This is a genomic window from Bradyrhizobium sp. AZCC 2230, from assembly GCF_036924495.1.
In the GTDB taxonomy this organism is placed as follows: Bacteria; Pseudomonadota; Alphaproteobacteria; order Rhizobiales; family Xanthobacteraceae; genus Bradyrhizobium; species Bradyrhizobium rifense.
In genome coordinates, this window is sequence record NZ_JAZHRS010000001.1 from 7,772,749 (window position 1) to 7,786,522 (window position 13,774).

The 13,774-nt window shown below is 64.6% G+C and carries 12 protein-coding genes; 6 read left to right on the forward strand and 6 right to left on the reverse strand.

Annotation, left to right across the window (positions count from 1 at the left end):
- Positions 1 to 78: 78 nt before the first annotated feature.
- Positions 79 to 1,344: a cytochrome P450 gene (locus V1280_RS37100; protein ID WP_334535576.1), complete on the reverse strand. Its 1,266-nt coding sequence runs from the start codon at positions 1,342 to 1,344 to the stop codon at positions 79 to 81.
- Positions 1,345 to 1,737: 393 nt separating this feature from the next.
- On the opposite strand from V1280_RS37100, the gene V1280_RS37105 reads away from it, so the two are divergent.
- Both V1280_RS37105 and V1280_RS37110 read left to right on the forward strand, forming a co-directional pair.
- Positions 1,738 to 2,895 carry a YjgN family protein gene (locus V1280_RS37105; RefSeq protein ID WP_334535577.1) on the forward strand — a complete coding sequence of 386 codons (1,158 nt, stop codon included), beginning with the start codon at positions 1,738 to 1,740 and terminating at the stop codon, positions 2,893 to 2,895.
- 3 nt (positions 2,896 to 2,898) lie between these two features.
- The gene (locus V1280_RS37110) at positions 2,899 to 4,029 is read left to right on the forward strand and encodes a M48 family metallopeptidase (RefSeq protein ID WP_334535578.1); all 1,131 of its coding nucleotides are present in this window, start codon (positions 2,899 to 2,901) and stop codon (positions 4,027 to 4,029) included.
- Positions 4,030 to 4,237: 208 nt separating this feature from the next.
- Here the strand turns inward: V1280_RS37110 and upp are convergent, their stop codons facing one another.
- The 3 genes from upp to V1280_RS37125 all read right to left on the reverse strand — a co-directional run bounded on the left by upp (position 4,238) and on the right by V1280_RS37125 (position 7,472).
- Positions 4,238 to 4,867 (reverse strand): uracil phosphoribosyltransferase, encoded by a 630-nt coding sequence (upp, locus tag V1280_RS37115; protein WP_148778828.1) that lies wholly within the window; start codon positions 4,865 to 4,867, stop codon positions 4,238 to 4,240.
- Positions 4,868 to 4,969: 102 nt separating this feature from the next.
- Complete coding sequence (locus tag V1280_RS37120; protein WP_334535579.1) at positions 4,970 to 6,208, reverse strand: URC4/urg3 family protein; 1,239 nt, start codon at positions 6,206 to 6,208, stop codon at positions 4,970 to 4,972.
- Positions 6,209 to 6,215: 7 nt separating this feature from the next.
- Positions 6,216 to 7,472 (reverse strand): GTP cyclohydrolase II, encoded by a 1,257-nt coding sequence (locus V1280_RS37125; RefSeq protein ID WP_148778830.1) that lies wholly within the window; start codon positions 7,470 to 7,472, stop codon positions 6,216 to 6,218.
- A 306-nt stretch (positions 7,473 to 7,778) separates the two neighbouring features.
- Here V1280_RS37125 and V1280_RS37130 point away from each other — a divergent pair, with 306 nt between their 5' ends.
- Complete coding sequence (locus tag V1280_RS37130) at positions 7,779 to 8,906, forward strand: threonine synthase (RefSeq protein WP_334535580.1); 1,128 nt, start codon at positions 7,779 to 7,781, stop codon at positions 8,904 to 8,906.
- A 142-nt stretch (positions 8,907 to 9,048) separates the two neighbouring features.
- Here the strand turns inward: V1280_RS37130 and V1280_RS37135 are convergent, their stop codons facing one another.
- The gene (locus tag V1280_RS37135) at positions 9,049 to 9,864 is read right to left on the reverse strand and encodes a DUF2927 domain-containing protein (RefSeq protein ID WP_334535581.1); all 816 of its coding nucleotides are present in this window, start codon (positions 9,862 to 9,864) and stop codon (positions 9,049 to 9,051) included.
- 198 nt (positions 9,865 to 10,062) lie between these two features.
- On the reverse strand, positions 10,063 to 10,638 hold the full coding sequence (locus tag V1280_RS37140; protein WP_334535582.1) for a L,D-transpeptidase: 576 nt from the start codon (positions 10,636 to 10,638) through the stop codon (positions 10,063 to 10,065).
- A gap of 266 nt (positions 10,639 to 10,904) precedes the next feature.
- On the opposite strand from V1280_RS37140, the gene V1280_RS37145 reads away from it, so the two are divergent.
- From V1280_RS37145 to V1280_RS37155, 3 genes are all read left to right on the forward strand, one after another.
- Positions 10,905 to 12,452, forward strand: a complete 1,548-nt coding sequence (locus tag V1280_RS37145; protein ID WP_334535583.1) for an acetolactate synthase large subunit — start codon at positions 10,905 to 10,907, stop codon at positions 12,450 to 12,452.
- 191 nt (positions 12,453 to 12,643) lie between these two features.
- Positions 12,644 to 13,162: a hypothetical protein gene (locus V1280_RS37150; protein WP_334535584.1), complete on the forward strand. Its 519-nt coding sequence runs from the start codon at positions 12,644 to 12,646 to the stop codon at positions 13,160 to 13,162.
- A gap of 98 nt (positions 13,163 to 13,260) precedes the next feature.
- Entirely contained in the window at positions 13,261 to 13,758 is a 498-nt protein-coding gene (locus tag V1280_RS37155; protein WP_246208362.1) for a GDSL-type esterase/lipase family protein, read from the forward strand.
- Positions 13,759 to 13,774 lie beyond the last annotated feature (16 nt).

Consider the following 13,774-nt stretch of genomic DNA (forward strand, 5'->3'; position numbering starts at 1 on the left):
TGTGTTCGTTCACCCCGCAGCGCCAGCGGGGTGAGGGCTTCGTCGCAAGTGCCAATGTTATACACTATAATTCCGCGGTCACACCGCAATCTTGACCGGCAACGTTTCCAAACCCTTCACAAAGCTCGAATACACCCGCTTCGGCTCGCCGACTACGTCGATATGGTCGAATCGCTTGAGGATCTCCTCCCAGATAATCTTGAGCTGGAGTTCGGCAAGCCGCAATCCGACACAGCGGTGAATACCGAAGCCGAATGAGAGATGCGTGCGCGGCCGGGCGCGGTCGATGATGAAGTCGTAGGGCTTCTCGATCGCCTCCTCGTCGCGGTTGCCCGAGACGTACCACATCACGACCTTGTCACCTTTCTTGATCTGCTTGCCGCGGAACTCGAAATCGGCAAGCGCCGTGCGGCGCATATGTGCGAGCGGCGTCTGCCAGCGGATCACCTCGGGCACGAAGCTGTCGAGCAGCGCGGGGTTTTCGCGCAGCTTGCGGTATTGGTCCGGATGCTGGCTCAGCGCGAGAAGCGAGCCCGACATGGTGTTGCGGGTGGTGTCGTTGCCACCGACGATCAAAAGGATGAGATTGCCGAGGAAGTTCCGCGCATCCATGTCGCGCGTCGCGGCGCCATGCGCCATCATCGACAGCAGATCGCTCTTCGGCGGCTGCTCGATGCGCTCCTTCCAGAGCCGCGCGAAATAGCCGGCGCATTCCGTGAGCTCAGCCTGACGTTCGTCTTCGGTGGCGACCAGGCCGTCGGGGCCGGGAATGGTGGTGGCGATATCCGACCAGCGCGTCAGCTTGCGGCGATCGTCCCAGGGGAAGTCGAACAGCACCGCGAGCATCTGGGTGGTGAGCTCGATCGAGACCTGGTCGACCCAGTCGAACACCTCACCGCGCGGCAGATTGTCCAGGCACTCGGCCGAGCGCTTGCGGATGTTGAGCGCGAGATTGTCCAGATGCGTCGGCGTGAACATCGGCGCCACGGTCTTGCGCTGCGCCGCATGACGCGGCGGGTCCATCGAGATGAAGCTCTCGCGTCGAAGGTCGGGGTCGATGTCGCGGATGGTGATGCCGCCGAGTGCGGAGGCCGAGGAGAACACCGCATGGTTGGTCTCGATCTCCATGATGTCGTTGTAGCGCGTCACCGACCAGTACGGCCCGAACATCGAGTCCTTGGTGTAGTGCACGGGATCTTCGCGGCGCAGCCGGTCGAAATAGGGCCAGAACGTATCGGTCCTGAACAATTCGGGATCGCCGGGATCGTATTGCTCCAGCGGAAGTGACGACGCGCGCTCGCGCAATGCGTCGAGTTTCGCCGCGCTCTCAATGGTCCCGTGCATGACCGCTCTCCCTGACATGAACCGCGCGATTTTCTTGAATTCTGCGCTGCGGTATTTGGGGTGTAATTACAGCCCGTTGTCTGCGTCGGAGCAAGGGAGAGTTTTGCCACATCCAACCTTCGGGCGTTGCTCGGCTGGCAGTGCGTAGCCCGGATGGAGCGCAAGCGTAATCCGGGAATCGAGCCGCCATTGACGCTGTCCCGGATTGCGCTGCGCTCCATCCGGGCTACGGACCACGGGTTCACCAACGTGATCTGCCGCACGCCTCAGCCAGCGGAATCGTGCGAGAAATCGCTCGAAACCGAGGTAAAATCGAACCCGCCCATCTTGGGGATCGACCAATCTTTGATCTATAGTTTGAGCGGATCAGATCCGCATCCCGAGGTTGCTGCCGTGAACGACATGCAATGGGCCCCCATCGGCCCCTCCGAACCGGTCCCGCCGCCGCTGCCGCCCTCGCGGGTCGACTTCACCGGCAATCGCACCGAGTTCCGCAAAATGGTCACCAAGGGTGCCATGCTGGAGCTCGTCACCTTTGGCTTCTACCGGTTCTGGCTCGTCACCGACATCCGCCGTCATTTGTGGTCGAACACCGCGATCGACGGCGACGCCGCTGAATATACCGGCCGCGCCAAGGAGCTCCTGGTCGGCTTCCTGTTCGCCCTTGCGATTCTGGTGCCGATCTATCTCGCCTATTTCCTGGTCGGTATCGAGTTCGAGCGCTGGCAGGGCTTCGCCTCGACGCCGCTGTTCATCGCCTTCTATGCCTTCGGCCAGTTCGCGATTTTTCGTGCGCGCCGTTATCGCTTGACCCGCACGGTCTGGCGTGGCGTGCGCTTCTGGATGGACGGCTCCGGCTGGATCTATTCGTTCCGCGCGATGCTGTGGGGCCTGCTGGTGTTCCTGACGCTCGGCCTGGCGCTGCCGTGGCGCGAGGCGTCGCTGGAGCGCTACAAGATGCGGCACACGTATTTCGGCGATCTGCAGGGCGACTTCGAAGGTGACGGCTGGACTTTCTTCAAGCGCGGCTGGTGGCTGTGGCTGCTCACTCCGATCGCGGTCATCATCTTTCCGCTTGCGCCGTTCCTCTATGCCGAGTTCAAGGCGCGCGAATGGCGCTGGTGGCTCAACGGCATCCGCATCGGCGGCGTCAGCCTGTCCTCGGATCTGCCGCACAATGCTTTCTACGGCCTTTACTGGAAGATGGTTGGCTGGTGGATGCTGCTCTCGACCCTGTTCGGCCTCTATATCGGCGGTGCCACCATGCTCGTCGTCAAGGTGAGTGGCGTGCCGGCTGAGCAGGTGTTCGGGCCGGACCACGCCGCCAAGAGCATCCCGATGCTGGTGATGATGGTGATCGGCTATTTCGCGCTTGCCCTTGCCATCAACATCATCATGCGCGTCTACCTCCAGCGCGATCTCTGGGCCAAGGTGCTGGAGACCGTCGCGGTGCACGATATCGGAGCCGCAGCCGACGTCCGCGCCAACGGCGAGCTGGCCAGCGCGCTCGGTGAGGGCTTTGCCGATGGTCTCGATGTCGCAGGATTCTAGATCGTGAGCGATGTGACCGCCGAGCCCGGCGCCGAGACGAAGCCCGGACAACCGGCGATCTTCTTCGACGGATTGTCGAGCCGCCGGCGTCAGGTCATGCTGACACTGGGTGACGTGCTTGAGATCGCCGAGCCGAGCGATGGACAGGCGGGCGTGACCGTCACGCGCTGGGCCTTTGACGAGATCCGTCGTGCCGACAGTCCGGCCGGCATCCTGCGCCTGACCGCGACATCCGCACCGCCGCTGGCGCGGCTCGAGATCCGCGATGCTGCTTTCGGAGCCGATCTCGTTGCACGCTGTCCGCGGCTCGACGAGCACCAGACCACGGGCCGCGGTGTTGCTAAAATCGTCGGCTGGTCGCTTGCGGCCGCAATCTCCATCGTCTGCGTCGTGCTGTTCGGCGTGCCGCTCGCCGCGGATCGTCTGGCGCCGCTGGTGCCGAAACCGATCGAGCGGCGGATCGGCGATGCGTCCGAGGTCCAGGTGAAAACCATCTTCGGCCGCTCCACTTGCAGTGACCCGGCCGGTCAGGCCGCCTTCTCCAAGCTCGTCAACCGCCTGCGCGACGCCGCTGGGCTCGACGACGACTCCATGACGGCCGGCGTGCTGCCGAGCTCGGTGCCGAATGCGTTCGCGCTGCCGGGTGGCAAGGTCTTCGTGCTCAACGCCCTGCTCGAAAAGGCCGACAGTCCCGACGAGATCGCCGGCATCCTCGCTCACGAGCTCGGCCATCTCAAGCATCACGACAACATGCGCGGCCTGATCTACAACGGCGGCACCTCGTTCCTGATCGGCCTGTTGTTCGGCGACGTCACCGGCTCGTCCGCCGTGATCTTCGCCTCGCGCAGCCTGGTCGAAGCCTCCTATTCGCGCGAGGCCGAGACCAATGCCGACACCTTCGCGATCGACATCATGCACAAGCTCGGCCGCTCGCCAAAACCCGCGGCCGAGTTGATGTTCCGCATCACCGGCAAGGAAGGCGGATCAGGCTTCACCATCCTGGCGAGCCACCCGCTGACCGAGGACCGCCTCGCCCGCATGACGAAAGAAGACCGCCCCGCCAGCGGCCCGCCGCTGCTGACGGACACGGAATGGCAGGCGCTGAAGGGCATTTGCGGAGGCGGTAAGATCTGAGCGGGATGAGATCAGGCTCGATCGTTGCAACGACGGAGGTGCGCTCCCTCCCCCGCTTGCGGGGGAGGGTTGGGGAGAGGGTATCTCCGCAATCGAGAACCCCCAAGAGGAAAGAGCCCTCACCCGGCGCGTTGCGCCGACCTCTCCCGCAAGCGGGAGAGGTGCACCGAGCCCGCGGCCGCCTGATTCAACCTGAGCCCATTCCGCTTCATCGCGTCCCATAGGCGCGGTCGCCGGCGTCGCCGAGGCCCGGCAGGATAAAGCCGTTCTCGTCGAGGCCTTCATCCACCGCCGCGGTCCAGATATGCACGTCCGGATGCAAGCCGCGCAGGCGCTCGAGTCCCTCCGGAGCCGCGATCAGGCAGGCGAGGCGAATGTCCTTGGCGCCGCGCTCCTTCAGCCGGTCGACTGCGGCGACGGCCGTGTTGGCGGTCGCGACGACAGGCGTCACCACGATCGCGAGGCGCTCGCTGAGATCCGATGGCGATTTGAAGAAGTACTCGACCGCGGCAAAACTATGCGGCTCGCGGTAGAGGCCGATATGCGCGACGCGCGCGGTCGGCACCAGATCCATCATGCCGTCGACGAAGGTGGTGCCGGCGCGCAGCATCGGCACGAACACCAGCTTCTTGCCGGCGATCTTGGCCGAGTGCATCGTCGCCAGCGGCGTCTCGATCACGGTGTCAGCGAGTGGCAGGTCGCGCGTCACCTCGTAGCAGAGCAGCATGCCGATCTCCTTGATCAGCTCGCGGAACGACTTGGTCGAGATCGATTTGTCCCGCACAAGCGTCAGCTTGTGCTGGACCAGCGGATGATCGACGATCGTGACGCCTTCCATGATCGGATGCTCTTGCTTTTCCCTTCTCCCCCTGTGGGAGAAGGTGGCGCGAAGCGCCGGATGAGGGGTCTGTTTCCGCGAACTCAAACGAGAGGTAGGAAGTTAGAAAACAGTGCCGTCGCTGATCGCCTTGAGCGGCGGCGAGCCGTCGGGACGGCGCGCAAACGCAATGGCCCGGCCCGCGGCCCAGGTGCCGCCTTCCAAAATGCTGGCGAGCGGCAGTGACTCCGGCGTGCGGCCGAGTTTTACGCGAACCAGCTCCGCCACTCGGTCCAGCAGTGCAACCGTCAGCGCGCGCCACTCCACCACGAGCAGCGAATCCACCGCATGCGCACGATCGGCGTCCGCGGCATCGCGCAGGCGCAGCACCTCGTGATCGACGAACAGGCCGCCATTGCGGTATTCGGCAAGCCCGGTCAGGCCGTCGATGTCGGTGACCTCTAATCCCGCGCGCTGGAGCGGTTCGATCAGCGAATAGCTCAGCCATTGCGACAGCTTGTGCAGCGGCACGAGGCCGGCGGTCGCATCATCGGCCTTGATCGCGGGATGGCGCCAGCAATCGCCGAGCGGGACGCCGGCGAGCTCGAGTCGCGACGGCCAGATCGGTCCGAGCTGGTTCAGCACCGCGGACAGGATCGCGGGCGCGGGGATGGCGCCGTTCGTTGCCTGCGCGGCGATATGATCGAACAAGCCGCCCGGTCGTGGGGTGTCGTACATGCCGAAGACATCGGGGCGCGCCGCAACCTGCTGGCCGAGGCGCCGCAGCAGATCGGTGCGTCCCTCGAGGCCGAGCAGCGGATTGGCATCGCTCGCCTGAAAGGCTGAATTGAGCGCGGCGAGCGGCAGTTTTGCGAGCACATCCGCATCGACCCTGAACGGCGCGCGTGCATCGGCGGAGAAAAGTCCGCCGGCAAACATGTCAAGGCTTGCAATCGCAAGCCCCTCGGATCGGCCGATGCCTTGCCCCGTCACAGCGTCGCGATAGCGCCACGCAGCACCCGCGCCGGCATCGAGCAGCACGCTGACGATGGCGAGGTCGAACTCCGCGCGCGCCCGCGCCGCGCGATCGGGCCACGATGTCGCGTCGGCCAGCAGCGCCCAGCGGTCGACGCCGCCGAACACAAAATGCCGCCACCGCGCATGGAAGGGAATGTCCAGCGTCGGATAGGCTTTGCGCGTGACAGCCAGCACGGCCTCCGCAACGCGGTCCATCCGATCCATGTCGATGGTGAAATGCGTGAGCTCGCCGTTCAGTCCGATTGCGAGCATCTCGCCAGCCCGCGCGCGAACCGCCTTTGCGGTGAGGAGCGCACGTGCTTGCAGTTCTGATACGTCCGCCATCGCCTGATCAGTATTTTTCCAGCGAACGTCCGACCACGCCATCGACGTCCTTCTCGGGCGCAATGTCGGTCGTGTAATAGCCGGCGGCCTTCTTCGCGGCGATCTCGACATGCGCGTCAGCCGGGATCAGCTCCAGCGGGATCGGCACGCGCTCGACGATGTCGATGCCTTGCGAGGTCAAAGCGTCGTACTTCATGTCACTCATCGACAGGAAGCGGTCGATGCGCTTCAGGCCGAGCCAGTGAATCGTATCGGGCATCAATTGCTGGAAGCGCGCGTCCTGGACACCGGCGACGCATTCGGTGCGCTCGAAATAGGCTGCGGCGGCGTCGCCGTCTTCCTGACGCTTGCGCGCATTGTAGACCAGGAATTTGGTGACCTCGCCGAGCGCGCGGCCTTCCTTGCGATTGTAGATGACGAGCCCGAGCCCGCCCTCCTGCGCGCCGCGCGCGGATTCCTCGATGCCGTGGATGAGATAGGGCCGGCAGGTGCAGATGTCGGAGCCGAACACGTCGGAGCCGTTGCACTCGTCATGGACGCGGCAGGTGATCTTGGTGCGATGGTCAGGTAGTTTTGTCACATCGCCGAACATGTAGACGGTGGTGCCGCCGATCGGCGGCAAAAACACCTTCAGGTCCGGCCGGGTCACGAGCTCGGGGAACATGCCGGCGGTCTGCTCGAACAGCGTGCGGCGCAGTTCGGTCTCGTTGGTCGCAAAGCGCTCGGCAAGGCCGGGCAGATACCAGACCGGATCGATCGCGATCTTCACCACCGAGACGCTGCCATTGGCATGCACGACCTCGCCGTCGGCGCGCAGTCGCTTGGCCGCAAGCGCCTCGCGGATTTCGGGCAGGTCGAGCCGCGCGCGCGTCACCGCGATGCTCGGGCGGATATCGACGCCCTCGGCGATGTCCTTGCCGAAATTCTCGGCGACCAGATGACCCCAGGGGTCGAGCGCGACGATCTTTGCGGGATCGCGCCACTGCTCAAACGGCCCGATGGTCGCCGCCGGAAACGTGTTGGTGAGATCAGGGCGCCTGATCGGATCGAGCGCACCGGCGGAGACGGCGAGTGCGCGATACATCGCGTAGGAGCCGCCATGGCTGCCGATCACGTTGCGATCCCCAGCGCGCGACACCGTGCCGATGATCGGCCCGCGGGCGCGCGCATCGGCAGCACCCCAGTGAATCGGAAAGGCCGCCTTGCGGCCCGGCTCCGGGTGCGAGGTGAGGCGGATGTGGTCGGTACGGTTCGCGCGGCTCATGGCCAAACTCCCAAAAAGCCAACGGCCCGCCGCTCGGACGGGCCTGGCTCTGCGGCGTTACCGGCACAGGCCGGCGACGCAATCCAACATATTGTAGCGGCCGGCCACGACAGACAAGTTAATCGTGCGGGGCGGGCAGCGGCCGGGCACCGGAACGGCCGGATCGGCGGCCGGCGCCAGAACGCACCCTATATCTATGTAATTGTTCGAATTTTTTGAAGGGGTGCCTCTAACGCCCTCGAAACAGGCGACTGGATAAAACCTGGATATTCGGACATATCGAGGGGATCGCCCTGGAGAAATGCCATGTCCGCCGCCAGCTACGTCGATCCCCGCAATGGAAAGCTCTATCCGCTTCACGAGCCGCGCTGGTGCTCGGACGAGCGCACGCCGTTGCTGGTGACGCCGGGGGCTGGGATCTCGCGCGCGGACATCGATGGCCGGACGCGGTCGCTCTGGCGCTACCGGGCGGCGCTGCCGGTGGAGATCAGGGATCCGATTTCGCTCGGCGCGGGCTGCACGCCGCTGGTGCAGCAGGGGTGGGGCGATCTGCGGCCGTTCTTCAAGCTCGAATGGTTCAACCCGACCGGCAGCTTCAAGGACCGGGGTTCGGCGGTCATGCTGTCGTTCCTGCGCCAGATCGGCGTCGACGCCATTCTGGAGGATAGTTCCGGCAATGGCGGCTCGTCGATGGCCGGACTTGGCGCGGCCGGCGGCATGCGCGTGAAGATTTTGGCGCCGGCCTCGACCTCGCCGGCCAAGATTGCGCAGGTGCGCGCCTACGGCGCCGAGGTGCAGCTCGTCGAGGGCCCGCGCGAGGAGTCGGAGGCCGAGGCTATCCGGCAGTCGAGCCAGACCTTCTATGCCAGCCACAACTGGCAGCCCTTCTTCCTCGAAGGCACAAAATCGCTGGCCTATGAAATCTGGGAAGATCTCGGGTTTCGCGCGCCCGACAACGTCATCGTTCCCGTCGGTGCCGGCAGCAGCCTGTTGGGTTGCGCCTTCGGCTTCCGCGAGTTGCTGAAGGCGGGGCAGATTGCAAAACTGCCGCGCCTGTTCGCGGCCCAGCCGCTCAACTGCTCGCCGATCGATGCCAGCTTCAAGGCCGGCGTCAATACGCCCGTCGCGCGCGAGGTCAACAAGACCATCGCCGAAGGCACCGCGATCAAAAATCCGCTGCGGCTGCGCGAGATCATCGGCGCGTTGCGCGAAAGCGGTGGCGGCACGGTCGCGCTCACCGAGGACGAGATCGTCGCCGCCCTGCGGCGCCTCGCGCGGCAGGGCCTGTTCGCCGAGCCCACCAGCGCCAGCGCGGCGGCTGCGCTGGAGAAACTCTCCGCCACCGGCGCCATCAAGGCGAACGAGACCACGGTCGCAGTCCTCACCGGCACCGGCCTGAAGGCCGCGACCACGGTCGCCGATCTGGTGGGGTAATCGTAGGGTGGGTTAGCCATGCGGATGCGCGAAGCGCAGTCCGCGTGGCGTAACCCACCACTTCTGTCGACGCGGAAGCCGAAGTGGTGGGTTACGCTGGCGCTAACCCACCCTACGAGCTGCGCTCGCAATGACGGCGGGATCACTCCTTCAAATCATTCACCCGCTTCACCCAAATCCGCACGTCGGCGATCACCTCGGGCAGCACTGATCTCACCTCCAGCACGGTCATGCCGGGCTTGATGCGGGGGTCGTAGAGCAAATTGAGGATGTACTGGTCGTAGACGTCGAAATAGCCCATCGACACATTGTCGTTGAACATCGTCCACGGCACGCTCGCGGTGTCGTTGATCGGGCCGAGCGACTGCAGCAGCTCCTCATAGGCGCAATCGAGGAAGGTGAAGTCGCTGATGTCGACGGTGAGGATGACGTCGGAATGCTCGATCTCGAAATTGTCGTTCTTGCGAAAACCTGACAGGCATTGCGGATCGAGCGAGGTGCGGATCTCGCGCGCCTTCTCCGCGCCGTAGAAGCTCGCGATGGTGCGATAGAGGTCGCGGTCGCGCACGAGCTTGACCCGCACATTCGCCGCTTCGGCGGTCGCGGTCATGGCGATGTCGAGATGCTGCACGCGCGTGCCGATGTCGGCCACGACCTTTGCGAGCTGCGCCTTGCGGTCGGCGCGGTCGCTCTCGGCGAACACGCGCACCGGTCCGTCGAACTTGCGGATGCGGTCGACGCGGCCGGCGAGGTGATATTCGGCGCCGAAGGCGGTCTTCAGAAAGCCGTCGACGATCTCGGCGTCGGTAAAGCTCTTCTTCTCGGCGCGCTGGCGCGAGGCAATCGCAGGCAGCTCGCCGGCGATCGCTATGGGTGCGGTGTCAGGCACACATGTGAGCACTGCAAACGCCAGCAGGGCAAAGCGAACGGCAACCGAGGGCGAGTTCATTGCGCTCATCGTCGCGCAACGCTGCCGTATTCGCGCGGCGCACACAAGTCCGCATATTCACGCGCCCGGCAGATTCCTGCTGCTTTCAAGCACAGTGCCGTAGGGTGGGCAAAGCGAAGCGTGCCCACGATTTCTCTCGAATCATTGATAGGTGGTGGGCACGGCGCAAGTGCGCCTTTGCCCACCCTACGGAAGCCAGCGCCGGCTCTAGTTGTTGAGCACCACCACCGTGGTGCCGACACCGACGCGGCCGTAGAGGTCGGTGACGTCGTCATTGGTCATGCGGAAGCAACCCGAGGACACCGCCTGGCCGATCGTCTCCGGCTCGTTGGAGCCGTGGATGCGGTAGAGCGTCGATCCCAGATACATCGCGCGCGCGCCGAGCGGATTCTCGATGCCGCCCTTCATGTGGCGCGGCAAGTCGGGCCGGCGGGCGATCATCTGCGACGGCGGCGTCCATTCCGGCCATTCCTTCTTGGCGGTGATCTTGTGCACCCCACCCCAGCGGAAGCCGTCGCGGCCGACGCCGATGCCGTAGCGCAAGGCCTGGCCGTCCTGGAGCACCAGATAGAGCCGGCGCTCGGCGGTGTTCACCACGATCGTGCCGGGGGCATAATTGCCGTTGTACATGACGGTGGTGCGGGGGATCGGGCTTGAGCCGCCGCCGAGATAGCCGGTGGAGCTGGTGCCCGTGAAGTCTATCATTCCCGCCGCGGATGCGTCGGCTGCACCAGCCAGCAAGAGTGCCATTGCGGTTATCGGCGCGGCAAAAAACCGGATCATTGCTTCCCCCAGAAAAAATCGATTCAACGAAAGCCAGAGGCCATATTTGCGGGCGTTTCGCAAGCCACGGCCCCGTGAGGGGCGTCGTCCACCGCGATTGGCGTTACCAAATCGGCAACCAAAAGCATTAGCCAAACCGGCAGGTTGCCCTGCGGGGCAGGGCCGCGATGCCGGCTATTGCTTTGACGGGGCCCGCGAACAATGATTGATCCCATGGATCGCTGGAATGGATCACTGGAAATAAGCCGGTTGCGGGAGCAGACAGAATGAACGGTGCGGAAAGCCTGGTGCGGACGATGGTCAAGGGCGGGGTGGACGTCTGCTTCACCAACCCGGGCACCTCCGAGATGCATTTTGTCGCGGCGCTCGACCGCGTGCCGGGGATGCGCTGCGTGCTCGGCCTGTTCGAAGGCGTGGTGACGGGCGCGGCCGACGGCTATTTCCGCATGAAGGGCACGCCGGCCTCGACCCTGCTGCATCTCGGCCCCGGCCTCGCCAATGGCCTTGCCAATCTGCACAACGCCAAGAAGGCCAATTCCGGCATCGTCAACATCGTCGGCCAGCACGCCGTCTACCACATCGACTACAACGCACCGCTGACCTCCGACATCGAGGGCCTTGCCCGGCCGATGTCGTCCTGGGTCCGCACCTCGCCGAATTCCAAATCGGTCGCCGCCGACGGCGCCGCGGCGATCGCTGCCGCCAAAAGCGCCCCGCCGCAGATCGCGACCCTGATCCTGCCCGCCGACACCGCCTGGAACGAGGCCGACGGCATCGCCGAGGTGCCGGCAGAGCAGCAGCGCGCCAGCTACTCGCCGCAGGCGGTCGAGCAGGCCGCCAGGATTTTGCACGGCGACGGCGAGGGCACGCTGCTCTTGATGACCGGGAGCGCGCTGAGCGAAAAGGGCCTGGCACTGGCCGAGCGCATCGCCAACAAGACCGGCTGCACCGTGATGGGCCCGACCTTCCGCCCGAAGATGGCGCGTGGCCGCGGCCGCTTCTCGATCGACCGCATTCACTATGTCATCGAGAACGCGCTGCCGATGCTGGCGAAGTTCCGTCACATCGTGCTGGTCGAGTCCGACGATCCGGTGGCGTTCTTCGCCTATCCGAACAAGCCGAGCATGCTCAAGCCCGAGGGCTGCGAGGTCCATCGCATGACCTCCTGGGGCGAGAATTCGGTCGCAGCGCTCGACGCGCTGGCCGGCGCTGTGAAGGCCAGCGCCAAGGACGTCAAGCCGCAGGCTTTGCAGGAGCTGGTGAAACCGACCGGTGCGCTCACCTTCGCCTCGATCGCGCAGGCGATCGCATGCGCCATCCCCGAGAACGCGATCATGGTCGACGAGTCGCTGACCACCGGCCGCGGCTTCTTCCCGCCGACTGCGGCGGCCGCGCCACACGACTGGCTGCAGAACATGGGCGGTTCGATCGGCTTCTCGACGCCGATGTCGATCGGCGCCGCGATCGCCTGCCCGGACCGCAAGGTCATCACCATGGTCGGCGACGGCAGCGCGATGTACACGATCCAGTCGCTGTGGACGCAGGCGAGAGAGAACCTCAACATCGTCACCATCGTGTTCGCCAACCGCATCTACCAGATCCTGCGCGGCGAGTTCGACAATGTCGGCGCCGGCGAGCCCGGCCAGCGCGCCAACGACATGCTCCGCCTCGACCGCCCGACGCTCGATTTCGTCGCGCTGGCCAAGGGCATGGGCGTGCCCGGCCGTGCCGTCACCAATGCCGACGAGTTCAACAAGGCGCTGGCCGAGGCCGTCGCCGAGCCCGGACCGCGGCTGATCGAAGTCATTATGTGATGTAGGCTCTCTCCTTACGTCGTCCCGGCGAAAGCCGGGACCCATAACCCCAGGGAGAGGTTTGGCGAAGATTCGGGGGCCGGTACGCGCATCGCGCGCAGTCGACGGACCTCGCAGTATGAGTCCCGGCGTTCGCCGGGACGACACTGATGGCGTGGCGCGCTCCTCACCACGCTGGGCCCGGAGGCACGATGCAGACCGAGCTGAACAAGGTGATCGCTGCGCTCCGGGACTTCTACGCCCAGGAAGGATTTTTGTTCGAGAAGGACATCGGCGAGCGTGCCATCACGCACCGCTTCGCCGTCTATCTCGAGCGGCAGTTTTCGGGCTGGTCGGTCGACTGCAACTATGACCGGCTCGGCGAGCGCACGCTGCATCTGCCGCACGGCACCATCATCTCGACCGACGATCATCTCGGCAAGTCGATCTACCCTGACGTCGTCGTGCACCAGCGCGAGATTCCGAACAATCTGCTCGCCGTCGAGATCCGCAAGGCGAGCAATCACACGCCGCTGGAGCACGACCAGCACAAGCTGATGGCGCTGACCGATCCGCACGTCTGGTTCGCCTATTGGATCGGCGTGCTGCTGGTGCTGGACAAGCACAATGTGACGATTTCGGAAGTCTATGTCAGCGGTGTTCTCGATCAGCCACAGTCGCTCTGGTTCGCGGAGCGGCTAAAAGAGAGCGGTCTCGGGGTGGTGCATTAGCGCGTCTCCTTATTGACCCGCAGGCAACCTCCGCGTTCTCAAAAAGTAGCAATGGTGATAAGCATGCGGTTGGGATTCCGGCCTATCGGGGGGCAATAGTGGTCGCAAAGCTTAGCCAGATCGTTCTTCTCGGTGCATTCGGAGTGTTCTCCGCGCTTGGCACTGCTCACGCTGCAACCGTTGTGGCCCTTGGAGCCAGCAACACCTTCGGCAAGGGTGTATCGCGCAGCCAATCCTACCCCGCACAACTGGAAACGCTTCTGCGTGCGAAGGGTCTTAACGTCCGTGTCATCAATGCTGGCGTCAACGGTGACACCACGGGAGGCATGTTGGCCCGACTGGATCGAGTGGTTCCGAAGGGAACGAGCGTTGTCATCCTTCAACCCGGCGGAAACGACCGGAGAAAGCTGGCCGCTGACAACACGCCTGCCATCCAAAGTCGGCTAAGCGCGATGGGAATCAAGGTTATTATGCTCCCGAATGGGATGCTGCACGGACTTCCGCATCAGCCTGATGGACAACATCTCACGCCAGAGGGCTATCACTCGCTGGCAGAGGAGCTGGCTGGCCAAGTTGCCGCGGCACTGGGGAAATAGCGCCAAACAACGTCGC

What these genes read in the sequence shown, in the direction of transcription:
- upp (WP_148778828.1), bottom strand. Translation starts at nt 4,867, where the DNA reads ATGGAAGGCGTCACGATCGTCGATCATCCGCTGGTCCAGCACAAGCTG.
- V1280_RS37145 (WP_334535583.1), top strand. Translation starts at nt 10,905, where the DNA reads ATGAACGGTGCGGAAAGCCTGGTGCGGACGATGGTCAAGGGCGGGGTG.
- V1280_RS37100 (WP_334535576.1), bottom strand. Translation starts at nt 1,344, where the DNA reads ATGCACGGGACCATTGAGAGCGCGGCGAAACTCGACGCATTGCGCGAG.
- V1280_RS37150 (WP_334535584.1), top strand. Translation starts at nt 12,644, where the DNA reads ATGCAGACCGAGCTGAACAAGGTGATCGCTGCGCTCCGGGACTTCTAC.
- V1280_RS37125 (WP_148778830.1), bottom strand. Translation starts at nt 7,472, where the DNA reads ATGAGCCGCGCGAACCGTACCGACCACATCCGCCTCACCTCGCACCCG.
- V1280_RS37140 (WP_334535582.1), bottom strand. Translation starts at nt 10,638, where the DNA reads ATGATCCGGTTTTTTGCCGCGCCGATAACCGCAATGGCACTCTTGCTG.
- V1280_RS37120 (WP_334535579.1), bottom strand. Translation starts at nt 6,208, where the DNA reads ATGGCGGACGTATCAGAACTGCAAGCACGTGCGCTCCTCACCGCAAAG.
- V1280_RS37135 (WP_334535581.1), bottom strand. Translation starts at nt 9,864, where the DNA reads ATGAGCGCAATGAACTCGCCCTCGGTTGCCGTTCGCTTTGCCCTGCTG.
- V1280_RS37130 (WP_334535580.1), top strand. Translation starts at nt 7,779, where the DNA reads ATGTCCGCCGCCAGCTACGTCGATCCCCGCAATGGAAAGCTCTATCCG.